The organism is Nocardiopsis sp. TRM 82005 (genome assembly GCF_056312425.1).
The window spans coordinates 225,708-250,508 of record NZ_JBWDTQ010000006.1; the positions used below are offsets into that span (position 1 = coordinate 225,708).

7 protein-coding genes are annotated in these 24,801 nt (G+C 67.9%); 5 read left to right on the forward strand and 2 right to left on the reverse strand.

Annotation, left to right across the window (positions count from 1 at the left end):
• The first annotated feature begins 82 nt into the window (after positions 1–82).
• The 4 genes from AC0T5L_RS05575 (at position 83) to AC0T5L_RS05590 (ending at position 14,709) form a co-directional block, all read left to right on the forward strand.
• On the forward strand, positions 83–3,970 hold the full coding sequence (locus AC0T5L_RS05575; RefSeq protein WP_476164278.1) for a TerB N-terminal domain-containing protein: 3,888 nt from the start codon (positions 83–85) through the stop codon (positions 3,968–3,970).
• Positions 3,967–5,304, forward strand: coding sequence for an ATP-binding protein (locus tag AC0T5L_RS05580; protein WP_476164279.1), 1,338 nt, complete (start codon positions 3,967–3,969; stop codon positions 5,302–5,304). The genes AC0T5L_RS05575 and AC0T5L_RS05580 overlap by 4 nt, the downstream gene beginning before the upstream one ends.
• Positions 5,270–7,477 (forward strand): DEAD/DEAH box helicase, encoded by a 2,208-nt coding sequence (locus AC0T5L_RS05585; RefSeq protein WP_476164280.1) that lies wholly within the window; start codon positions 5,270–5,272, stop codon positions 7,475–7,477. The genes AC0T5L_RS05580 and AC0T5L_RS05585 overlap by 35 nt, the downstream gene beginning before the upstream one ends.
• Positions 7,478–7,755: 278 nt before the next feature.
• Complete coding sequence (locus AC0T5L_RS05590) at positions 7,756–14,709, forward strand: DUF4011 domain-containing protein (RefSeq protein ID WP_476164281.1); 6,954 nt, start codon at positions 7,756–7,758, stop codon at positions 14,707–14,709.
• A 209-nt stretch (positions 14,710–14,918) separates the two neighbouring features.
• On the opposite strand, the gene AC0T5L_RS05595 is transcribed toward AC0T5L_RS05590, so the two are convergent.
• Both AC0T5L_RS05595 and AC0T5L_RS05600 read right to left on the reverse strand, forming a co-directional pair.
• On the reverse strand, positions 14,919–15,428 hold the full coding sequence (locus AC0T5L_RS05595; RefSeq protein ID WP_476164282.1) for a hypothetical protein: 510 nt from the start codon (positions 15,426–15,428) through the stop codon (positions 14,919–14,921).
• Positions 15,429–16,442: 1,014 nt separating this feature from the next.
• Positions 16,443–18,080, reverse strand: coding sequence for an HsdM family class I SAM-dependent methyltransferase (locus AC0T5L_RS05600; RefSeq protein ID WP_476164283.1), 1,638 nt, complete (start codon positions 18,078–18,080; stop codon positions 16,443–16,445).
• A 423-nt stretch (positions 18,081–18,503) separates the two neighbouring features.
• Between AC0T5L_RS05600 and AC0T5L_RS05605 the strand changes: the two genes are divergently transcribed.
• A complete protein-coding gene (locus AC0T5L_RS05605) occupies positions 18,504–24,797 on the forward strand; it encodes a protein kinase domain-containing protein (RefSeq protein WP_476164284.1) in 6,294 nt (2,097 codons plus the stop codon).
• Positions 24,798–24,801 lie beyond the last annotated feature (4 nt).

Here is a 24,801-nt window from a genome sequence, read left to right on the forward strand (position 1 = left end):
GTCCAGGGTCACGTCCTCAAGCTGGGACACTCGATCACCGATCCGCGAGGGAGGGGCCAGCGGGATTCTGTGGTGCCCTCCCATGGCCCTCGTCGAGGTCCAGGGGGTACGGATCCGGGGCGGACTGATCTATGTCGGAGACAGCAAGACGTCCGGCGACACCGAGGTGTCCCTGATCGATCGCGATCTCCACATCGGTACGCTCCAGAAGTCCACGGCCGGGATGAAGCTTCCGTTGGACAAACCTGTTGCCTACCGTCGGCTCAACTGGGGAGCCCGAGCCGCGTACCTGCACTGGTTGGCCAACGGCAGGAGCGATCGGGACGTCGAACCCACCTTTGTCCTCATCTACCTGTCCGGTCTGGAACGGAGGGCGCTCCGGCTGGCGGACGGAACGACGGGCCAGATCGAGGAACTCCGAGTCATCCGCGCGGAGGTTCACAGACTGGCGAACCGTTACGGTTTCCTGAAGTTCTTCGCCGAGCGGGCCGTACGGTTCCTGTCCTTGGTCGACCACCTCTCCGCCGGTAAGTCGGAGCCGTGGAAGATCGGTGGAGAAGCGGGGGCGGGTCAGAAGACGTACCACCCGGTCAACCCTGACTGGGCTCCGGTGCACTACGGATCTGTTTCGGTCCCACCGCCTGAGAAGACAGAACCAGCGGTGGCCCCAGTGCCCACGTTTCTTCCCCCTGCTACGAAAACGGTGCCCACACGTCCTCCCTCCCCTCCTGCGGATCCGGTTCCCCCGACCTCTGCCGCGCCCGCGCCTGGTGATGACTTCCTGGACCGGGAACGGTTGGCCAAGGTCCAGGCTGACAGCCAGGCGGCTGACAGATTGCTCGCCGCCTTCTGGGACGGTGACGAGTCCGAGGAGCACACCGCAATCCCCGCCTCCGCCCTGACTCAACCCGAGGAGGACGACCAGGGCGACGCGGAGGAGTCCTCTGTGCTGGAGCCAGCGGTGGCCGCGCTGCTGGCCGAACTCGTCAAGCGTCGAACGTGGCCCCGTAGCGAGGCCAAGGACAGGGCCCGTGTCCGGGGACTGATGCTTGACGCCGCATTGGCCGCGATCAACGAGTTCGCCGTCGAGCAGTGCGACACAGAGCTCGTTGAGGCGGAGGACGACCTTCTCACCATCGACTCCGAGGTCCTGGAGGAACTGGATCTCTCATTCCTGCCTCCGGCTGAGAGGAAGCCGCAGCCGACACAGCCTCCTTCGCCTGTCACGCCCGCAGAAAACAGGTCAGAACCTCCTGCTCCCGCACGTACAGCCAAGACGCAAGCACCACGCTGGGTCAGCAGGGTTGAGGTCATCCGTGTGCACGGGCGCTCCCTTTCCGGCGGCATGTTCTACTACGGTAATCCGGGAGAAAGAGCGGGGTGGGGAGAGGCAATCAATCCCTTGCTGACGGTGGGGGAGGCTGGTGGGAAAAAGGTCAGCACGTCGGAAGAGATCAAGAACTATGCGGACCTCTCACCGGACGGCCGCGCGGACTTCCTAGATTGGCTGGCTGGTAGTCGGAGGTCTTCCTCGGTTCAGGAGAACTCCCTGTTCCTTTTTATGCGAGGTATGGAACGCAGATTTCTGGTTGATCTCCGCAAGGGGAGCGGCAATGAGGAAGATCTACGAGAGATTCTCGTTGAGGTTCGCAGGTTGGTCAAGGACTACGTCTACGTACGCAGGTTCCATGCCAAGGCACTCGTATTTCAGTCTGTCCTCGAATGGTCGGCCATGGATAAGAAGGATAAACTGGCTCCTCCCTCTGTGAGTGAGTCCCTTCCTCGCCTTCTGGATACGCTCTTCCTGGGGCTTGGGCGGTTCACTGGAAATCGCCCCATAACGGTCAATTGGGCACTGGCTTGGGCAGTGCACGACTCTCGCATTCGTCCTGAGTTGGGATTGCGTTTTTCCGAGAAGTTCCATGCTGCTTTCAGGGAACACTTCTATAACCACTTCCCCTCAGGAATGCGGATGCCGGAAAGCCTGCCGGAACTGCGGTGGAGATACAAGCCTTCCAATCCGGATTTCCCTGAGTTTATTGTGCCTACCGCAGGTGCCAAGGACGTCTGTGGGCATCTTCCCGCGCTGAAAGCGCTTCAACAGCTCACGCAGGCCGCAGCAGCCGACTGCGCCGCCGCTCGCTCACGTGCCACCGTCACACAGAAGGACGGTGGGAACGCGAAAACCCCCGCGACGAAGACGGTCGCCTCACCGACGGCTTCGAAGCGCACACCCCTCCCGGTTCCCGAGCGCGTACCCACCATCCAGAAGCGCGCTCCTGTCTCCGAGGCCTCCACCGCCACGAGCGTTCCCACGACCAACGAGCCCCCGGTGCGCCGCTGGTCCACCTGGAGGGCTCCGGGGACCCAGACCGCCGTAGGAGCCGCCGTCGTTCACGGAGGTATGCTCTACGTCGGATACGGAACCGTTCCTCGGAACGTCGGGTCTGACTTCCAGGATGCTTCGGCCATTGACCTCAGTCTTGAGGTTCAGCACTCGGTCACCACGCCCCAGTGCAAGATATCCGGCCCTGTCACCGGTTATCCGGACCTCACGCCCGAGCAGCGGGGGCGCTATCTCCTCTGGCTCCAGGACCGGAGTCAGAAGGAGTCGATCCCCCTCGCCTTTCCCCGGCTGTTCGTGCAGGGCATCGAGCGTCGCATCGTCGAGCTGGTCAGGAACGCCGAAAACGGTCGTGCCCACATCACGGACCTCCTACTGGAGGAGTTGGAACGGCTTCTCGTCACCTTCGGCGATTCCTCGGAGTTCACCGGATACGTACGTGGTCTCCTCAGTCTGGCCCGAGGGGCTATGGGGAAGGCGAAGCCGGTCTCCGGACCTCCTCCCCGGTACCGCGACGGCGTCGGGAAACCATCGTTCGAGTTCCTTCGCGGTCTGGGCACCATGGTCAGGGACAAGGCGCCGCTTCCCGCCGAGTGGGCCCTGGAGTGGATCGCGCACCACCTGCGGCCGCAGAATCCGGAAGCGTTCCGGGAACATGCCCGAGCACGCCTGGCCAGGACATCCCTGCCTCGGCGCATGGACCTCGTGGTTCCCGACAGCTTGCCTGAGCTGGTTCTGCCCTACCAGCCCGGATGCCCGGGCCTGGAAAAGGTGGAGGTGCCACTGCGGGGGGTCAAGGACCTCGCCGGTGTCGCTCCGCCCGACGCACTCCTCGACCGGGTACGTGGTCTGGCCGCAGAGCCCGCCCGACGACAGCAGCCCGTCCCCTCCAGCGCAGAGACACCGAGGGCTCCTCAGCGCAGGCAGGAATCCCAACCCTCGAACGCACACGCCCTGGCCTGGGCGCGTCTGGCGCTGGAGACCGCGCGCCACTCCGGTGAGGTCACCGCTGATCACCGCCTCGCGATTATGCGCGGCACCGAGGAACTGGCCGGACTCGATCTTTACGGACAGCGGATTCTGGGAGTACACGCCATGGAGAGGGAGCAGGGCCGGGAACCGGCCGCTCTGGTCCAGGCTCTCGTGGGCCTGAGCCTGCGCCGGCGCGAGCGGGCCGGAGACTTCCTCCTGGACGTGCTGGACGCCGGTGGTCCCCCCTCTCCGGACCAGGTGGAGTTCCTGCTCGCGGTTCACCAGGGGCTGGGCCTCGAAGCCGTCCTCCGACTGCGGTTGAGCTACCGGGGGATCGCTCCCGCTCCCTCCGACCCCGGCGCCTTCGGCGCCACACGGGATCCTCAACGGTCCACCCGGCACAGGGAGGCACCACTCCGCAATGTCAGGAGCCTTCCCGACACCTACGCCCGGCTGCTGGCCGATACGCGTACCCGCCCGGAGTGGGACGGCGCCGACTTCTCCCGCCTGGCCGCCTGGTACGGAGTGAGCAAGATCGAAGCCGTCCACAACCTCAACAGGGCGGCCAAGAGCCTGGCCAAGGCAGACGTACTCGATGAGCAGGGCGACACCATCGTGGTGCACACCGAACGAGCAGAGGAGATGACCGCGTGACCCAGACCCCGTCCTCCCCACCCTCCCCGAGGATCTTCTCCAAGGAGAGGGACCCGCTCATGGACGCCCTGCGCTCCGGAGTCGTACCCCTGAAGGGATCGCGTCTCATCCAGGTGGGCCGGGCGGAGGAGATCGAGGCACTCGCCTACAGCATCGGCCAGATCCGCGCGGGCGAGGGCACCACACGGTTCGTCATCGGCGACTACGGCTCGGGCAAGACCTTCTTCCTGCACCTGGTCTGCCAGATGGCCCAGGAGAAGAAACTGGTCACCGTGAAGGCCGACCTGACCCCCGATCGGCGGCTCCAGGGCACCCAGCACCGGGCCCGCAGGCTCTACTCCGCGCTCATCACGAGCATGGCGGTCAAGGGAAAGCCCGAGAAGGCCCTGGCCACCGTGGTGGAGAAGTTCGTCACGACGGTCAAGGCCGAGGCGGAGTCAGCGGGCCGACCGGTCCTCACCGTACTGCGCGAGCGTCTCCAGGCCCTGGGGGCGCACTCCGGCGGGCCCACGTTCGCCAAGGTCGTCGAGGCCTACTGGAGCGCACACGAACAGGGTGATGAGGAGGTCCGTGAGGCCGCCCTGCGCTGGCTGCAGGCCGAGTACGCGGTCAAGACCGAGGCGCGTACGCTCCTGGGCGTCCGGGAGATCATCGAGGACCGCACGGTCTTCGACTACCTCAAGCTCATGGCCGTGTTCGTCACCATGGCCGGGTACAAGGGCCTGCTGGTCTGCCTGGACGAGCTGGTCAACCTCTACAAGCTCTCGCACAAGGGCTCCCGGACCGCCAACTACGAGCAGATCCTCAACATCGTCAACGACACCCAGCAGGGGCAGGCTCCCCACCTCGGTTTCCTGTTCGGCGGTACGCTGGACTTCCTCACCGACGAACACCGCGGCCTGTACTCCTACGAGGCCCTCAGGTCCCGTCTGCGTGAGAACCCCTTCGCCAGGGACGGCCTTGTCGACTACAACGGCCCCGTCATGCGGCTGAGCGGCTTCACCCAGGAGCACTTCTACGAGCTCCTGCGCAAGGTCCGCGTCGTCTACACCAGTTGCGGCAACGATCTGCCCGACTTCGGTGAGGAGGCCGTCGAGGCGTTCATGAAGCACTGCGCGGGCCGAGTCGGGGACGCCTACTTCCGTACGCCCCGCTCCACCCTCAAGGAGTTCATCGGCCTGATGGACGTCCTGGCCCAGAACCGCAACGCTGACTGGCGCGTACTCCTCGAAAGGGTGGACATCACCGAGGAGGTCAACCCGGACCTGGAGCCCCTGAAGAAGGAGGACGACGTCAGCAATGACGCAGCGCCCCTCGCCACCTTCCAGCTGTGAGACGGGCGGGTTCGCGCTCCTGGACCGGGAGGTGCAGCGCTGGGTGTGGGAACAGCGCTGGGACGCACTGCGCCCGGTCCAGGAACAGGCCATCGACCCCGTCCTGAGCGCGGACACCGACGTCGTCATCACCGCGGCCACGGCCGGGGGCAAGACCGAGGCCGCCTTCCTCCCCGTCTGCTCCGCTCTGGTGGAACGGAAGCGGGCGGGAAAGGACACGGGCATCCAGGCGGTCTACGTCAGTCCGCTCAAGGCGTTGATCAACGACCAGTACCGCAGGATCAGTGGTCTGTGCTCCCGGCTGGGCGTGCCGGTCACCCCCTGGCACGGGGACGTGGCGGCCGCCCGCAAGACCCGCTTCCGTGAGTCTCCTTCGGGGATCCTGCTGATCACTCCGGAGTCGTTGGAGGCCATGCTCGTCCTCAACGGCTCTACCGCCCCGGAGCTCTTCGCGGAACTGTCGTACATCGTCGTCGACGAACTCCACGCCTTCCTGGGCACCAACCGAGGCGCCCAGCTCCGCTCGCTCATACACCGGCTCGAACACGCCGCGGGACACCGGGCCGCCAGGATCGGCCTCTCGGCGACCCTGGCCGACCTCGCCCACGCGGCTGAATACCTGCGGCCGGGCGGCGGCGACCGGGTCGTGGTCATCCAGGACACCGGAGCGGGTAAACAGGTCGAACTCCAGGTTCGCGGCTACGTGGACGACCTGGCCGGAAACGCCGACCAGGCGGCGGCCTGCACGGACGTGGCCGACCACCTGTACCGGTACTCCAGGAACGGCCACAACATGGTCTTCGCCAACTCCAGGGCGGAGGTCGAGGCGTACAGCGGGCTGCTGTCGAAGCGGGCGGAGCGGGACCGCCTCCCCGACCCGTTCCTGCCCCACCACGGGTCGCTCTCGGCCGAACTGCGCACACACGCCGAGGAACGCCTGCGGCAGAGGTCCTCCCCGGCCACGGTCGTGTGCACCTCCACCCTGGAGCTGGGCATCGACGTGGGGTGGGTGGACACGGTCGTCCAGATCGGGATACCCGCCTCCGTGGCGGGGCTGCGCCAGCGCCTGGGCCGTTCCGGCCGGGGCGATGCCAAGGCCCGGCTCCTAGTGTACGTGACCGAACAGAGTTCTCCGGAGACCCTCGTGGAGACGCTGCGCCTGGGGCTGGTGCAAGCGGCGGCCACGGTGAACCTGCTCCTGGAACGCTGGTACGAGCCGCCGGGACTCGACACCCCGAACCACTCCACCCTCGTGCAACAGGTCCTCGCCCTGCTGGCGCAGTTCAGCGGTGCCACCGCCGACCGCCTGTACTCCCTGCTGTGCGCTTCGGGTGTCTTTCCCCGGGTCAGCCCGCAAGCCTTCGCCGACCTCCTGCGGAGCATGGGCGAGCACGAGCTCCTCACCCAGGAACGGAGCAGCGGGCTGCTGCTTCCCGGAAAGCTGGGGGAGCGGCTGATGAACCACTACACGTTCTACGCCGCCTTCGACACCACGGAGGAGTTCCAGGTCGTGGCGTCGGGCAACCGCATCGGCACGATGCCGGTGGGCCCGTCCGTCACCGCGGGGACCCTGCTGGCCTTCGGCGGCAGGACCTGGCGGGTCGTCGAGGTGCACCATGACGAGTCCCGGCTCCTGGTCAAGCCCGCGCCGGGCACCGGGGTACCGCCGGGGTTCTCCGGTTCGGCCGCCCCGGTCAGCGACGGGGTCCGCCAGCGTATGCTCCGGATCTACACGGGGGACGACAGCCCCGCCTACCTCGATGAGGCCGCCTCGATCCTGCTGGAGGAGGCCCGGGACGCCTTCCGGACCTCGGGACTGAACGGTTCCTCCGTGCTCCCGGTGGGAGAGGATCTGCTCCTGTTCCCCTGGCGGAGCGACGCGGTGGTGGCCACTCTGTGCCATCTGCTCGGCCGCTACGGGCTCAGGGCCGAGACCGCGAACGGGGTGGTGATCGTCCATGGGACGAGCCCCGAACACCTGACGGAGACGGCCCGGAGGCTGGTGGCCCGGGAACCTCCCGAACCCCTGGAACTCGCGGCCGAGGCGACCGGCAAGTACGTCGACAAGTACGACCGCTACCTGCCACGGGCCCTGCTGGACCAGGCCCACGCCGACCGGTCCGTCGACGTTCCAGGGGCGATGGAGGTCCTCCACCATCTCGTCCAGGAGTAGGCCGAGACAGTGATGAGAGCGGGTTGAAAGCTGTGCCGCTCATGGTTTTCGATGCTCAGGTCGAAGAGCATGGGGACTTCGAGGTGCTTGGTTCCGGTTTGTGACCTGCTCGTTTCTTTCACGTGGTCAACGGCTGCGGGCGGCCCAGCGTCACCACTGTGACGTGTGTCCTTCCCGGCAGTGCGTGGCACGGATGTATTGACCGCGTCAGCCAAGCTCCCATCCGGATGTTCTGGTGGGGGCTCGGTGAGAAGAAGACAAGTGAGAAGACGGTACGGATGGACAGCGAATCCCGCGAGGTCAGGACGGATCTCAGCGCACGCCTCGAACTCTGGCGTACGGAGCTCCTCGACCTGAGCAGACGTAACAGACTGCTGAACTTCCGGCACACCAAGGCATCGACCCTCGATATCCGCGAACCCGGATACACGAACCTTCTCAACCGGCTGTCCCGGGGACTTGAGTTCGTCCAGCTCCCCTCACAGAAGAGCGAGGACGACGACGAGGGGGAAGGCGAAGAGAGCACCCAGGCCGCCTCCAAACGGGGGCCACGCACGGGAATCGTCACCCAGCGCCCCTACCAGGAACAACTCGACAAGTCGCTGGCACGTCTGCGCAAACAGAGCCGCACCACCGAGACGGAGACCGGCATCTGGGTCCTCTACCTCGGTGTCGGCTTCCTCCGATGGAAGGGCCCGAACGAACAGGAGTGCTCCGAGGCGCCACTGCTGCTCGTCCCGGTCGAACTGGACCTGACCGACCGCGGCCGGTTCCGTCTGTGCGCCTCCAACGCCGCGGAGTCCCTGCTCAACCCCGCACTGGGTATCAAGCTCCAGGAGTTCGGGATCGACTGGGGCCCCGTCGAGAGCGTCCCCCTGGACGAGCCGGACCAGCTCATCGAGGCGGTCCGCTCATGTGTGTCCGAACAGCGCACCTGGTCGGTTGAGGAAAAGGTGGTCCTGGCCCTCTTCACCTTCCACAAGGAGACGATGTACCGGGACCTGGAGGACAACGAGGAGGCGATCCTCGACCACCCGGTCATCCAGGCCATCGCCTCCGAGCCCGGGGCCCGCGTCGACTCCGAGACCCTGGAGTACGAACTCCCGTCCCTGGAGCGGCTGGACCAGGCCCAGGCACCGGAAACCGCCCCCCTGGTCCTTGAGGCGGACGCCTACCAGAGGCGTGCGGTGGCCGCGGCCCTGGACGGCCGAAGCTTCGTCTTGGACGGTCCTCCGGGCACGGGTAAGAGCCAGACCATCGCCAACGTCATCTCCGCCCTCATCGGGGCTGGACGTACGGTCCTGTTCGTCAGTGAGAAGGCCGCGGCTCTGGAGGTGGTCCAGTCCCGCCTGGTCGATATCGGCGTCGACATCGCGGCTCTGTCCCTGCACGACGGCAAGACCAGGGGAGGGGCGGTGGCCAAGGCCCTCGAAGCCTCCCTCCACGCCGACGTCCGCCCCCTGCCGGTGAACCTGTCGGAGGAGCGTGACAAGGCCCGCGCCATTCGCGAGCGCCTCTCCGGCCACGCCGAAGCGGTCAACGAGGTCGATCCCCAGGTCGGCCTGTCCCTCAACCAGGCCATGGGGCGGGTCTCCCTGCTCGCCGGGCGTCTTCCCTCCGACACCGAGCTGGGCATGGTCACCCCGGATCCCGACCTCTTCACACGCCAGGCGCGTGAGCGGATTCTCGGCACGGCCCTTTCCATGACGCACGTGTGGGACCTGTTGACCTCCCCGGAGAACTCCCCGTGGAACGGGATCCAGCGGGCCGAGGAGGCCTACGAGGCACTGACGGGGGCGCTCACCTCACTCAACGAGCTCGACCGGCACCACGGCACACTGCGGCGGCTCACCGGCGGAGAGCACCCCTCCGAGCCGGCGGACGCCCGCCGGTGGGTGACCTTGCTGGAGGCCCTGGCCGAGCGCGACGACGTTCCCGCGCACTGGCTGGTGGACGCCGACTTCGACACGGCTGTCGTTCCCCAAGCCGCCGAGACCGTGGAACGTCTCACCGACCTGGCCTGGCTGCGCACAAGGACCGAGTTCGACTGGCGCTTGGTCAAGGACCTGCCCACCCTGGACGAACTGGACACCGACGCGGCCTCCGAGCAGAGCGGGGAGACCGCCGCACTTGCCCCTTGGACGGAGGAACGGACCGACCGCGGACTGGGACTGTGCTCGACCTGGACCCAGAGCATGACCCAGGCCGCCCAGACCCTGGACGAGGCCGTACGCCGCACCGGCCTACCCGAGCCGACGGACCACGCCTCGGCGCTGCTGGTCGCCTCGGTGCTCGCGAAGATCTCCTCGGGTCCCCATCCGCTCCCGCACTGGATGGTCGAGACGGTTCCGGAACAGGTGCGTCACCTTCTCTCCGCCTTCGAGGACCACCGCGACCGGTTGCGTGAGAGCCGGGCCCGGGCACAGGACCTGTTCCACAGCGGTGTCCTGGAGCAGCAGGACCTCCCAGCCCTGGTGCGCCGACTACAGGTCTGGCAGTACACCGGCCGGCTGGTCACCGAACGTTCCGAGGTGCCCGCGCACTGGCTCGCCCAACGCGACTTCGACGCCCTCGTGCGTCGACCGGCGCTCGCGGCATGGGAACGCTGGCACGCACACCACACGGCCGTCGACGGCCTGCGCCGGTTCACCGACCTGCCCTGGCAGGAGCTGCCCGACTTCGACGAAACCGACCCCACCACGGCGATCGCCGGGCTGGACACCGAGGCTCCGGTGGAGCGGGCCCGTACCGACGCCCAGTTCTTCGAAACCTGGTCTACACGGCTTCGCGAGGTGACCACGGCCTCGGACACGGCCGCCCAGGCCCTCGGTTGCCCCCGGCCCGAGCACCCCCACCAGGTGCGTGCGTTCCTGGAGGCCGCGGTCGGCCTGGGACCGCAGGCACGGCCCCTGCCCGCCTGGCTAGGTGAGGAGACCGCCCGGTCGGCTCAGGTGTCACTGGAGAACGCGGAAGAGGCCGTCACCGAGCTCGTCCAGGCCCGTGAGGCCGCCTCCGATCTGTTCGGGTCCCAGGTCCTGGACCAGGAAGGACTGGAGGAGTTGAACGGGCGCCTCGCTGGCTACGGTCGCCTCGACAGAATCCTCGGCTCCGCCTTCCGGGAGGACAAGCGACTGGTGTCCGGGCTGACGGTGAGCGGTTCCTGGGACAAGCGTGTGCCCGAACGCCTGCACGAGGCCATTCGGTGGCAGTGCGCCCACCAGCGGTTGACGGACGACTCCGCCGGCTACCAGGACCTTCTCGGCTCCCACTGGCGGGGAGAGGACACGGACTTCGCCTCCGCGCGGGCCGCACTGGCGGCCGCGGGTCTGCTCAGGGACCTGGTGTCGGAGGCCGAACGCAGCGGCCTGCGGCGTTTCCTCCATCAGGACCAGCCCCTGGACCCCGGGCTCGTTGCCGCGGCGCGTACCGCGCTCGACGAACTGGCTCCTTGGGAGGAGACGGCCCGACAGCTCCTTCCAGCGGAGGCCGACCTGTTCGAACTCCCACTGGAACAGGCCACCGCCTGGCTCGTGTCGGCCGCGGACCGGCTGACCGCCGACGCCGCTCTGATCGACGCGATCACCCCCGTCGTCGGTGCGCCCGTGACCACGGGCAGGGCACGCGACATCCGTGAACACGCGCTGCGGGCCCGGAGCACACACGAGGAACAGTACGCCCATGAGGAGGCCGATCACCGGTCTCTGGGCTCCTACCGTGGTCTGCTCGCAGAGAAGACGCGCACGGACCTGGAACAGGACCTGGACTGGGCCGAACGGGCCTCCCGCGAACTGAACTACGTGACCGGACCCGTCCTGGGAACGGACTGCGTTGACGTCCCGGGGATCGAATCGCTGCGTGAACTGGCACGCGTCACGGAGCTGGACGAGGAGAGGGCCCACGGGACCCTGGGCCGGGCCTGCCACCGGGACCGTTCCCTGGCCGCAGCGCTCACCCACACCGGCCTGTGGGACGACACCGTCCTCGACCGGATCGCCGACGCCCAACGCTGGCATGAGGACCATCAGGCCCTGTGGAGCCAGGAGGCGTCGTTCGTCCAGGCCTTCGGCCAGTACTGGTGCGGTGAGGAGACCGATTCCGGGACGGTCGGGGCAGCCCTGGAGCGGGCTGGTCTGTGCCGGAGGGAACTGGACTCGGAGGAGCGGGAGGCACTCGCCCGCTTCCTCGGGTACGGCGAACTCACCGACCTACGGGAAGGACTGGAACAGGTCTGCCGCACCTTGTCCGGCTGGCCCGAAGCGGCCCAGGCCCTTCCGGAGGGATCCGGCCTGGCCCCTGGTCTGCCACCCGCCGGGGCGCTGGCCTGGTTGGAACAGGCCCGGAAACGGTTGGAACGGGTCCGCGGTCTCCTGCGGCGGTTCCGGGACGCCACCGGCCGGTACGTGACCGTCACCGACGCCGGGGAAGACATCGCTCTCGCGCGCTACCGGGCCATGGCAGAGGCAGAACGGGAACAGTGGGAGAGGGCGGACCGAGCGCTCCTGGGCCCCCTCTACCAGGTGGAGGAGAACCTGGGAGAGACTTTTCAGAACGCGTTGGTCTGGTCCCGCCGTGTCCGGGAACTCGTCTCCGACGCGGCCGGAACCTCCGATCCGGGGTGGCCCGAAGAGGCCGTGCCGGCCATGAGGTTCAGGTGTGACCCCGCCGAACTCAGCCAGGCCGTCACCGACTGGGAGAAGGCGGCCGAGGCTTTCACCGCGCTCTTCGACGACCTGGCCCGGCCGGTGATGGCCGGGCGGCTCTCCGGCGATCTGGCCGAAGCCGAACGAATTCTGTTCTCCCTGCGTGAGGACGTCTCGTCCCTGGACCGCTGGAGTACGGCCCTGGCCGGTCAGCGGGCCATGGAGTCCCACGGGCTCGGGCCGCTCCTGGAGCGGTACATCGGTTCCCAGGGCGATCCCCGGCACTGGCCCGACACGGTGGAACACGCGGTCCTGCGCGCCTGGACCGACGGCCGCCTGCGTGAGGACGACCGTGTGCGCAGGGAGCCCGGCCCCGTCCGGGACGACGAGGTGCTGGAGTTCCGGCGCCGTGACCGTCAGCTCCACACCTGGGCGAGGCAGCAGGCCCTGAACCAGTGGTCCGAGCGCAGGCTGCCCGTGGGCTCCTACTCCCCCGGGTTGGGCACGATCCGCCGTGAGGCGGAGAAGAAGAGGCGCCACATGCCGGTCCGCAGGCTCATGGAGGAGGCGACGTGGGAGGCTCAGCTCCTCACCCCATGCCTCATGATGAGCCCGCTGACCGTGAGCATGTTCCTGCCCTCGGACATCAGGTTCGACGTGGTCGTCTTCGACGAGGCATCCCAGGTCAAACCGGCCGACGCGATCAACTGTGTGTACCGGGGCCGGTCGTTGATCGTGGCCGGGGACCAGAAGCAGCTGCCACCTACCGGCTTCTTCGACCGGGTCTCCACCGATGACGAGTGGGAGGAGGACCAGCAGGAGAGCTACGAGTCGCTCCTGGACATGTGCAAGGCCAGCGGGCGGATGCGCGACATCCCGCTGCGCTGGCACTACCGCAGCCGCCACGAGGACCTGATCGCCTTCAGCAACCGGAAGTTCTACGACAACGAGCTCATCACCTTCCCCGGGGCGCGTCTGAAGGACGAGAACACCGGGGTCGCCTACTTCGGGGTCGACGGCGTCTACGACCGGGGCGGGGCGCGCAACAACCGGGTCGAGGCGGACGAGGTCGCCGAGCGGGTCATTCACCACTTCAGGAGGCGCCCCGGCCAGACCCTCGGGGTCGTCGCCATGTCCCGGGAGCAGGCCAACGCCATCGAGGCGGCGGTGGACAAGGCGCTCGAACGGTACCCCGGGTACCGCCACCTGGTGGAGGGGGACCGCCTCGGCGGGTTCTTCGTCAAGAACCTGGAGACGGTCCAGGGTGACGAGCGCGACGTCATCATCCTCTCCGTGGGCTACGGGCCCGCGGCGGACGGGCGTATCCGCAAGAACTTCGGACCGCTCAACAGGGCCGACGGTCACCGTCGGCTCAACGTCGCCATCACTCGGGCCAAGCGGCGGGTGGAGGTGGTCTGCTCCTTCTCCGCCGACCAGCTCAGAGCCGGTCCGGACGACGCCGAAGGACTGCGGAGGCTGTGCGAGTACCTCCGCTACGCCGAACAGGGCCCTGTGTCTCTGGAAGCGCAGCCCGTCGGGGACCACGACGAGGACGTGCCGACCGAGAGCCCCTTCGAGGACTCCGTCCTGACGGTGCTACGCGACTGGGGGTACGAGGTCCAACCCCAGGTCGGCGTGGCCGGCTACCGCATCGACCTCGGCGTGCGCCATCCCGACCTTCCGGGGCGGTACGTGCTCGGCGTCGAGTGTGACGGGGCCATGTACCACTCCTCCAAGGTCGCCCGCGACCGTGACCGGCTGCGGGACGGGGTCCTCACGGGGCTGGGGTGGCGGCTCCACCGGATCTGGGGCACCGACTGGTACCGCGACCGGGCCCGGGCCGAACAGCGTCTGCGCGAGGTGCTGGAGGAGGCCGTGGACCGGGAACGGCCCGAGCGGAAGGATTCGACCCCGTCCGCGAAGGACGAGGCCGAGCTGGACGAACAGTCGGACACGAGTGAGGACCAGCGCCTGGTCACCGTACCGAAGGAGCATCTGCGGCCCTGGCTCGCCGACCGGGCCAGCAGCAAGCGACCCCAGTGGCTGCACGACTACGTCATACACAACTACCCGCTGCCCGGGGAGGCGTACGCGTACGAACTGAGGGACCCGGAGGCGAGGCCGCACATCGCAGGCATGCTCGTACAGGTCGCCGAGGACGAAAGTCCGGTGGAGATCAGCTGGCTGTACCGGCGGGTCTTCGACTGGTGGGGCGCCGGTGACCGGCTGGGGAGGACGATCCGGGCTAATTTCGACGCGACTCTCGAGTTTCTCGTGAACGAAGGGTTTCTGCGGCGCGACGGGGACACAATCTGGCGGCCCGAAAGCGAGGTCAGCGTCAGGCGGCCGACCGAGATGGCCCAGCGGAAGGTCAGCGAGGTTCCCCCGGTGGAACGGCAGGAGGCGCTGCGCCTGTTGGTGCAGGACTCCATGCGGATCTTCCGGAAAGACCTGCTGCGTTCGATGAGGGAGGTCTTCGAGTGGAAGCGCAGCGGTAAGGACATCACCCAGGCCTTCGAGGAGGACCTGGAGACGCTGCTTTCCAAAGGTGTGCTGGTCGAGGAAGGCGGGGTGATCCGCCCGGCGGGGTGAGAGCGCTGTGTGTCCCTTTCCGGCCCGGGCCCCTGACCGGGAAGGGACACACCGCACCCGGCACGAGGCGCCACTGGCGGTACTGCGGTCCGTAGGCACACCGGGTGGGCGGAGGGGTCTGCGTATCGTCCGGTGCGGGTACCTCCGGCCCCAGTGCCCCAGTGCCCCGGTGGTCAGGTTCTCAGGAGACGCCCGCGGACATGCGCGACTCACATACTCGAGCAGAAGGTTTCGATCATCGATGCGGCGAGGGCGACGTCCAACGTGTGGTCGGTTTTGATGTCGCTCTGGGCATGGCTCTCCGCGAAGCTCTCGGCGACGTACGTGTATCCGTTGGCTGTGCCCTCGGCGCAGACCACCCGGCGTGCCTCGGCCCCATCGGGCATGTCCCAGGCGGTCAGCATGAAGGTGTACGTATGCGCCTGTCGTTCGTCGAGCTCCTCCTGATCGAAGGGGAACTCGTAGCCGGAATCTTCCACGGGCGGCGCTTCGGAACTCTCCGCCGATGATGAGGGCTCGGGTGAAGGCCGGTCGGCATGATCCGTCGCAGTACTCGGGCTCGGGGCTTGCGGAGGGGGTGGTGTGCACGCCGTCGCCAGGAGAGCCGCGGCGGCGAGTGAAAGGTACAGGCGCATGTGTCTGAAGGTCTTTTCGAGACGGAGATGTCTGGTCGGGGTGAAGCGCTGCCCCTGCGCCCCGACCCCGATCAACCGGGCCATGGTCCTGAGGGAACAGGGTTCGAGTGGAAGATGTTTACAGATGCCCCGCTGGAGGCGTGTCAGTACGCGTTGCCGCATTCGGTGGCAATGGTGGACACCGCCGTGTCGTAGTACTCCTGAGCGAAATCCGGTGAGGTGTGCATGTTGCCCGCGTAAACCATGATGTCGTACTGAATCTGTTCAGAGATATGGGCCTCGACGGTGCCCGCTCCGAGGTCGTCGGGCTTGGGCAGTCGTGTGCCGCCGTAGGCGGTGACTCGATGAGCTCATCTCCCCAGTTGCCGATCGCATAGATGCACTCGGACTCAAGGTCGGGACTGGGGAACGGCTCGGGCTTGGATGCGGAGGTGGGTTCGGGGCCGCGTGTGGTGGACAGCACCACCGCGGCGATGAATACGGCGGCCAAGACCAGACCCGCCACCAGGCTGATCATTCGGGCATCTCAGAATTGCGGGTCAGGCGGACCCGGGTTCGGGGGTTGTGGGGGGAACGGGGACTGATGTGGGGGATACATGCGATATTCCTTTGGCAGTCCGAACTGGGCGAACGAATAGGGGCAGTGGGTAGACCACGATGTGCGCCCGCCATGCCGCCACCGGCCTGCTGAAGCCTCGGGTGGATGCTGAGTGGTGCACGCTCGGTTCAAGGAGGAGGACACGGGATGCCGCTTGCCGACTCCTTTATGTTAAGCCAAGTATGAAAGCAACGTCAACGGTAACTTATTGATCTGTAGTGTGTACTTCGCTGAACGTGAAGATGGTAGTCCCTCGGCAGGTCAGAAGGGCCGAGGCTTCGGGCCGGGGCGGCTGAGGGGTACACACGAGAACTCAGGGAACCCGCAGGCGTGGTGGACCGGCGCTTGGGGAGCAACACGCCTGGAGAGCGCAGTACTACGGGCGCGGCGTGCAGGCGACGGTCCGGCTACCAGTCACATCGAGGGCAAGCTGGGGCCAGAGAGGCCGCGAATCAGCCGTGTGGGCCGATCGGACCGCTGGTCGCCGAACGGTCCGGCTCTTACTCGCCGGGACCCAGAGCCCCGCTGGTCAGGCCCTCGCGGGCGAGCTCGGCGGCCTTGGCCGCGAGCCCCGACAGCTCCCGGGCCCGGCGCTCGAAGTCGGCCACGGCGCGGAACGCCGCGCCGTAGCGGCGCTGCTCCTCCACGCCCATCTTCGGGATGCGTGCGGCACGGGCGTCGGTGCGGAAGGTACCGCTGGCGCTGGTGGAGCGGCGGTTGTTGGCCGGGCTGCGCAGGAACCCTTGGAGGAAGTCGGTGTCCACCTGTTCGCTGGCCGAGCGCAGGGCGTCCCCGTCCATCTCCACCATCCCCGTGTCGACCAGGTCGGCCACCCGCACCTGGGCGTCGAGTGGCTCCGCTGATCTGGCGTCGAGGTCGGGCAGCGCCGCGCGCAGATCCTCGACCAGGCGCTCCAGCTCCGCGCGTGTGGCCGCGAAGGCCCCGGGCAGCTCGCTCAGGTCCGGGCCCACGTGCCGGACCGGGTTGAGGTCCACCTCCTCGTCGAGCAGGTCGATCAGGGCGACCTCGGCGCGCAGCTCCTCCGACAACTCCCACGGCCCGTCGGGGTTGACCGAGGTCAGGTCCCACATTCGCACCTTGGTAGCCGTGTCGGGACTGTGGAGGGGGCGGCGCAGCAGCCACAGGTGGACCGGCTGGGAGTGCGCGGCGGCCATTCCCGCGGGCAGGGCGAAGACGTCGGTGAGCAGCCCTCTGCGCACCAGGTCGGCGCGGATGCGCCTGCCGGTGCGCCGGTAGGCGCAGGAGGTGGACAGCACCACGGCCGTCTGCCCGCCGGGGGCGGTGTGCGCGTAGGCGTGCTGGAGCCAGGCCAGCTCGGCCTCGGCCCTGGGCGGCAGGGCCAGCTCCCATCGGGGGTCCATGAGCAGTTCCTCGCGTCCCCAGTCGGTCGTGGCGGGCGGCGGGTCGCACACCACGAGCTCGGCCCGGTGCCCGGTCCACTGGTCCGAGCGCAGGGAGTCGCCGACGCGGATCTCGGCCTCTGTCCCGTGCTCCAGGACCGCCCGCGCACGGGTGAGACGGGCCGCGTCCGGATCGGCGTCCTGGCCGGTACGCCGCGCGTCCGGCTCGCCCACCGCTAGCAGCAGGGCGCCGACACCGCAGGCGGGGTCGAAGACGCTGCGGGCGTTGGGATTGGCAAGGGCGGCCACCGCGCGGACCAGTCGGGCGGTGGAGCCCAGGGGTGTGCCGGACCGCTCTCCGGAGTCGAGGAACCTCGCCGTGAGCGCGGCGCTGACCTGTCCGGGCGAGGTCTCCTCGGCTAGGGCTCGGGCCAGTTCCGCGGCGTCCTCGCCGAGCACGCCCGGCCCCTCTCCCCGCAGGTACTCGGCCATGTCGGCCAGGCCCGCGAGCATGCGCCCGGGATAGTCGCCGCGCAGGGTGCGCCACAGCTGGACCTCCCGCGACTCCTCGGCCACCTTGTTCTGGCGTTCGAGCCACTCCTGGACCTGTGCCAGCTCGAAGAGCGGGCTGGAGGAGGTGCCGCCGCTGGGGGAGGGGAAGTCGTCGTGACGCCGCCTCCAGTTGGAGACGGCGGCCCGGGTGACACCGGCCAGGCGCGCGATGTCGGCGGCGGTGACCTGCTGTCTCTCCGAGGCGTTCTGCTCACGAGAATCCATGTGGTCACAGTACACGGAACGCCTGGCCGACCCGAGATGAAAGCTGTTTGCCCTGTTAACGCCGTATCTCTGGTGGAGGTGCCAGGACCGACAAAGAGTCGGCCTCGAAGTTGTCCCGGAACCGGCACCTCCCCATCCGATAACGGATGTATGTCCGTGTCATCCGCCTTCATGATCCAGGCGTCTTGTGTCTGAAGGGTGTGAACACCGCCCGGTCGCAGACGTCCCACACGGCCTCCACCTCCCGCAGCGGGTTGCCTCCTACCTCAACGCGTGTGTATGTTTGCTAAGTAAACAGCATGAGCACGTTCGAGTAACGAAACTCTGTGTACCTTCGGTGGCGTGTCCTGCCTCTGCGAACATGTGAGGAGAGGACACGCGCGAGAAGTGCGGCAGCGAACCATAGAGCGCGGGAGAAGAGCGATGGAACGGCAGTGCGTGGCGGGGCGCTTCCAGCTCAAGGGAATCATCGACCGCGGTAACATGGGCGAGGTCCACCGGGCAGAGGACACCGAAGCCGCCACGGACACACCGCCTCACCTGCGCGAGGTAGCAGTCAAGCTCATCCTGCGCCGCCGCTCCGGCGCCCCGGCCGACCCCGGAGACAAGGCGGTGCGGCGTTTCGACCGCGAGGTCCGCATCATGCGCAGGATCGAGCACCCGGGTATACCCCGTCTCATCGACGGCGGGGTGGACATCAACGGCGGCGACTATCTGCCCTACCTGGCCATGGAACTGCTGGACGGGTACACGCTGCGTGACCTCAGTGACGAGGAACCCCAGTTGCCTGTCCCCTGGGTGGCCGCGGCCGGGGTCCAGATCGCGGACGCCCTCGAGGCCGCGCACACCGAGGGAATCGTCCACCGCGACCTCAAGCCCGCAAACGTGATGATCACCCGCGGCGGCCGGATCAAGGTCCTGGACTTCGGCATGGGCCGGATCATCGACGACCCCGACGCCAGCCAGCTCACCAGTACCGACACCGTCGTCGGTACCGCCCGTTACATGGCCCCCGAGCAGTTCGAGGGTGCAGGGGTCACCGCCGCCGCCGATCTCTACGCTTTGGGCTGCGTGCTCTACGAGCTCCTCGTCGGAGCACCGCCCTTTGACGGGGTCAGCCCCTTCGAACTCCGGGACAAGCACCGTGAAGCCGCCGTCCCCCCAATGTCGCTGATCCGTCGCGATCTGCCCGGCGGTCTGGTTCGTCTTGTCGAACAGCTCTTGGCCAAGTCCCCGGCTGAACGTCCGGTCAGCGCGTCCGAGGTGCGCCGGGCCCTCCTTCCCCTGTGCCAGGGGGAGGAGACGGTGCCGGGATGGGCCGAGTACAACCCGCTCCACAGCCTTCCGGTCCCCGCCCCCGAACCCGCCGCAACCGGCTCCAGTGCCGCTGCCCAGCGTCCTTTCCGTGCCCCCGCCAACGTCATGGACGTCTTCTCCGTCCACGACTCCCTCATCGATGAGTACCGGGCCTTCACCGAGGGCGGAACGGTCATCCGTGACACACGTATCGCCGACTTCCTCCGCCAGGACCTGGATGACAAGTCCCAGTGGCCCGACCCCTGGCTGTCCCTCAACCCCTTCTTCGCCTCCGGCGGAACCATCGGCGAACTGGTCGGCGAGGGGTTGCTGCACTCGGAGTGTGCCCAGATCTTCCAGCTGGGGAAGAAGACCGGCAGTACCGTCTGCGAGGGCTCCCCCATGTCCCTGCACCGGCACCAGCGAGAGGCGGTTGAGGCCGCGCGCACCGGCAGGTCCTACGTGCTGACCACCGGTACCGGTTCGGGCAAGTCGCTGGGCTACATCGTCCCCATCGTCGACCGCGTTCTGCGCGAACGCGAACAGGAGCGCCAAGCCGGGAAGAAGCCGGTCAAACGGGTCCGCGCCATCATCGTCTACCCGATGAACGCTCTGGCCAACAGCCAGCTCAACGAGCTGGAGAAGTTCCTGAGGAACGGCTACGGGGCCGGACGCGAACCCGTCACCTTCGCCCGCTACACCGGTCAGGAGGGAGAGAACCGGCGTAAGGAGATCCGCGACAATCCGCCCGACATCCTGCTCACCAACTACGTGATGCTGGAGTTGATGCTCACCCGTCCAGGCGATCGCTCCTCCCTGATCAAGATGGCCAAAGGCCTGGACTTCCTCGTCTTCGACGAGTTGCACACCTACCGCGGTCGCCAGGGGGCCGACGTCGCCCTGCTCATCCGCCGGGTTCGCCAGGCCTGCCAGGCGCCCGACGTGCAGTGCGTGGGCACTTCCGCCACCATGTCCTCCGAGGGCACCGCAGATGACCAGAAGGCGGTGGTCGCCGACGTGGCCACCAGGGTCTTCGGTACCCAAGTGCGGCCCGACAACGTCATCACCGAGACCCTGGTCCGCGCCACCGAGGGCGGCCCCGGGGACGGCCTCGTGCACGTCCCGGCCGAGCGTCTGAAGGTCCCCGACGCCCCCCGTTCCTACAACGAGCTCTTCCACGACCCTCTCGCCCGGTGGATCGAGTCCACCTTCGGGCTGGAGACCGACGCCACCGGCCAACTGGTGCGCCGACCCCCCACCACGGTCGAGGCGGCGGCCCGGGAGCTGTCCGCGTCCACCAACGTTCCTGAAGACCAATGCGTGGAGGCCATCCGCCGCACTCTGGAGTCCGGAGCCGAGGCGGTCCACCCGGGCAATAACCGTCCCCTGTTCGCCTTTCGCCTGCACCAGTTCCTGTCCAAGGGAGACACCGTCCACGTCACCCTCGAAGACCCCGAGACCCGCCACCTGACCCGCGAGTACCAGCTGGAGAAGCCCGGCTCTGACGGCCACGTCCTGCTGCCTCTGGTCTTCTGCCGTGAGTGCGGCCAGGAGTACATGTCGGTCTGGCGGGCCGAGACCGCACAGGGCATCGTCTACCAGCCCCGGCGAGGCACCATCGAGACCGTCGACTCTGCGGCGGAGGGCTACCTGTATGTCTCCCCGGACCATCCCTGGCCCCGGAGCACCGAACAGGCGCTTCAGGACCGACTGCTGCCCGAGTCCTGGCTGGAGCCTGACGAGCACGACCAGGACCGCATCCGCAAGAACTACCAGGGACGCCTGCCGCGCTCGATCACCGTGGATCCGCGTGGCTTCGAGGGCCAGGGTGAGCTCGGGGCCGCCTTCATCCCTGCCCCCTTCCTGTTCTGCCTGCACTGCGGGGTCAGCTACGAGCAGACCCGCGGCAGGGACTTCGCCAAGCTGGCCAGCCTCGACCAGGAGGGGCGCTCCTCGGCGACATCCCTGGTCTCCGGTTCCATCGTGCGCTCACTGACCTCGGTCCCCGCCAACGCCCTGCCCGATCGCGCCCGTAAACTCCTGACCTTCGTCGACAACCGCCAGGACGCCTCCCTCCAGGCCGGGCACTTCAACGACTTCGTGCAGGTCACCCAACTGCGCGGTGCCCTGTACCAGGCACTGCTCCAGGCCGGGGAGGAGGGGCTGACCCACGAGCACCTGGCCGCCCGCGTCACCGGGGTCATGGCCCTGTCCCCGGAGGACTACGCCAGGCGGCCGGACCAGTCGCCCACTCTGCTCAAGCAGGCCGCCTCCGCCCTGCGCGACGTGGTCGCCTTCCGCCTCTACCTGGACCTGGAGCGCGGCTGGCGGGTCACCATGCCCAACCTGGAACAGACCGGCCTGCTACGCGTGGATTACGCCGACCTGGACTGGCTGGCGGCGCAGGAGGCCAAATGGGAGGGCACGGACCCCCTGCTGCGGAGCCTGGACGCCGAGCAGCGTGAGGAGGCCCTGCGGGTCCTCATGGACGAGGTGCGTCGGGCACTGGCCATCGACGTCCAGTACTTCCGTGACGACTTCGACTCCTTCCGCCGCTCCAGCGAGGAGCGCCTGCGAGACCCCTGGGTGCTCTCGGAGAACGACAAACCCAAGGTCGGCACCGCCTACCCGGGACCCTCCCGGCCGGGGCTGAGCCGCTCCAGCCTGTTCCTGTCCGGACGCGGTAAGTTCGGCCGCTATCTGCGCCAGCGTTACTTCTCCCTGGTCCCCAGGTCGGAACTGACCACTGACGGTCTGCAGAAGATCATCGGCGATCTGCTCACGGTCCTGGTCCGAGGCGGCCAGGTCACCGAGGTCCGCGAGGCCCCGCCCCGGCGTGGCCCTCGCTTCCAGCGGCGCGACACCGACACCGCCACCGGCTACCGCGTGGCCTCGGCCTGCCTGGTCTGGCGAGCTGGGGACGGCAAGGTCGGTGTGCACGATCCTCTCACCCGCACCTATGCCAGCGGGCAGGGGCCGCGCGTCAACACCTTCTTCCGCGACCTGTACCAGGACGCCGCGGATTCCCTGACCGGCCTGGTCGCCCGCGAGCACACCGCCCAGGTGCCACCGGAGGTGCGCGAGGAGCGCGAGGAGCAGTTCAGCAGAGCCGAACTCAAGCTGCTGTACTGCTCTCCCACCATGGAGCTGGGTGTGGATATCGCCCAGCTCAACGCGGTGATGATGCGCAACGTTCCGCCCACCCCGGCCAACTACGCCCAGCGCAGCGGCCGGGCAGGGCGCAGCGGTCAGCCCGCGCTGGTCACCACCTACTGCGCCACCGGAAACAGTCATGACCAGTACTACTTCCGCAACTCTGACCGGATGGTCTCCGGAGTGGTGCGGGCACCCCGCCTGGACCTGGCCAACGAGGATCTGGTCGTGGCTCACCTTCAGGCCATCTGGCTGGCCGAGACCGGATTGAAGCTGGGCCGGGCGGTTCCCGAGGTCGTCGACACCGCCTATGACAACACCCAGCGCGTCCCCAACCCCGCTCTGGTGCTGCACGACACCGTGCGCGACGCCATCCACGACAAGGAGGCCCAGCGCCGCACCGTCATCGCGGCCCGCGACGTGTTCGAGGACGTCTTTCCGCAGCTGCGTGACATGGCCTGGTGGGATGACTCATGGCTGGAGCGCCGGGTCCGCAACGCCCCCGTCCGTTTCGACGAGGCCTTCGACCGCTGGCGCGACCTGTTCAAGGCCGCCCTGGTGGACCGCGAGGAGCAGCACCGCCGCATCCGCGACACCAGCCTGAGCGACGGTGACCAGAGGCAGGCCAACCGCCGGCGCCGTGAGGCCGAGGTTCAACTGGAGCTGCTGGAGAACAACAGCCAGGACAGCAAGTCGCTGCTGAGCGACTTCAACCCCTACCGCTACCTGGCCAGCGAGGGCTTCCTCCCCGGCTACTCCTTCCCACGCCTGCCCCTGGCCGCCTACATCCCCATCACCGGCCGCCGCTTCGACAACGAGGGCGACTTCCTCCAGCGGCCCCGTTTCGTGGCCATCCGCGAGTTCGGCCCCGGAGCCCTGATCTACCACGAGGGCTCCCGGTACCAGGTGACCCGGATCCAGCTGCCGCCGGAGTCCAGTGGGCAGCTGGAGACCACCGAGGCCCGCCGGTGCGGCCACTGCGGCTACCACCACGATCCCAAACAGCGCGCCGACCGCTGTGAGCTGTGTGACCACCCCATGAAGGAATCCACCTACGGACTCCTGCAACTGCACACCGTCTACACCACCAAGCGCGAGCGCATCTCCTCTGACGAGGAGGAGCGCCGCCGCGCGGGCTTCCGCCTGGTCACCTCCTACCGCTTCGCCGACCACGGGGGCCGTCCCGGCCGCCAGGACGCCGTGGTCTCCGACCCCGCGGGGAGGCTGGCCACCCTGCACTACGGTGACTCGGCGACCGTGCGCGTGACCAACCTGGGCCGCCTGCGAGCCAAGGACAATGAGCCCGACGGTTTCTGGTTGGACCCGGCTACCGGAAGGTGGCTCAACGAACAGGACGCCAAGAAGGCGATCGGCGACACCGACCAGCTGCCCCTGATCGAGGACGGCGCCAACGGGGACGACGACCGTGAGCGCCGACACAAGAAGCGCGTCATCCCCTACGTGGAGGACCGCCGTAACATTGCCGTGCTGCACCTGGAAGAGGCCCTGCCCATGGACCAGGCGCTGACCCTGATGTACGCGCTAGAGCGCGGCATCGAGGCCGCATTCGAGCTGGAGGACGCCGAACTCACCAGCGAACTGCTGCCTCCCGACGACGGTGCCCGTGACCGCATGCTGTTCACCGAGGCCGCCGAGGGCGGAGCCGGTGTGTTGCGCCAGCTCCAGCTGGAGCCGACCAACCTGGCCAGGGCGGCGAGCAAGGCTCTGGAGATCTGCCACATCGACCCGGTCACCGGCACCGACATCGACTCCGACCGGGTGTGCGCCCGCGGCTGCTACGACTGCCTGCTTACCTACGGCAACCAGACCCACCATCAGCTCATCGACCGCCGCCTGGTGCGCGAGTTGCTGTTGCGTCTGGCCGACTCCGAAACGCTGCCCACCGGGCAGGGCGTGTCGCGCACCGACCACATGAAAGCACTCCATGCCGGTTCCGAGACCACTCTGGAGAAGGACTTCGTCACCTTTCTCAAGGAGCACGGCCACCGTCTGCCTGACGAGCACCAGGTCCTGGTTTCCGAGGCTTCGGCCAAGCCTGACTTCGTCTATCGCCTCCCCGGCGCCCAGGTCGCGGTGTTCGTGGACGGCCCCGTGCACCAGGACGCGCGGATCGCCGAACGCGACGCCGAGGCCGAGGAGCGCCTCATCGACGCCGGATGGGACGTGGTGCGCGTTCCCCACGACGCCGACTGGTCCTCGGTCATCGCCCGGTACGAGGCCTACTTCGGCCCCGGATCGCGCCGCTGACCCC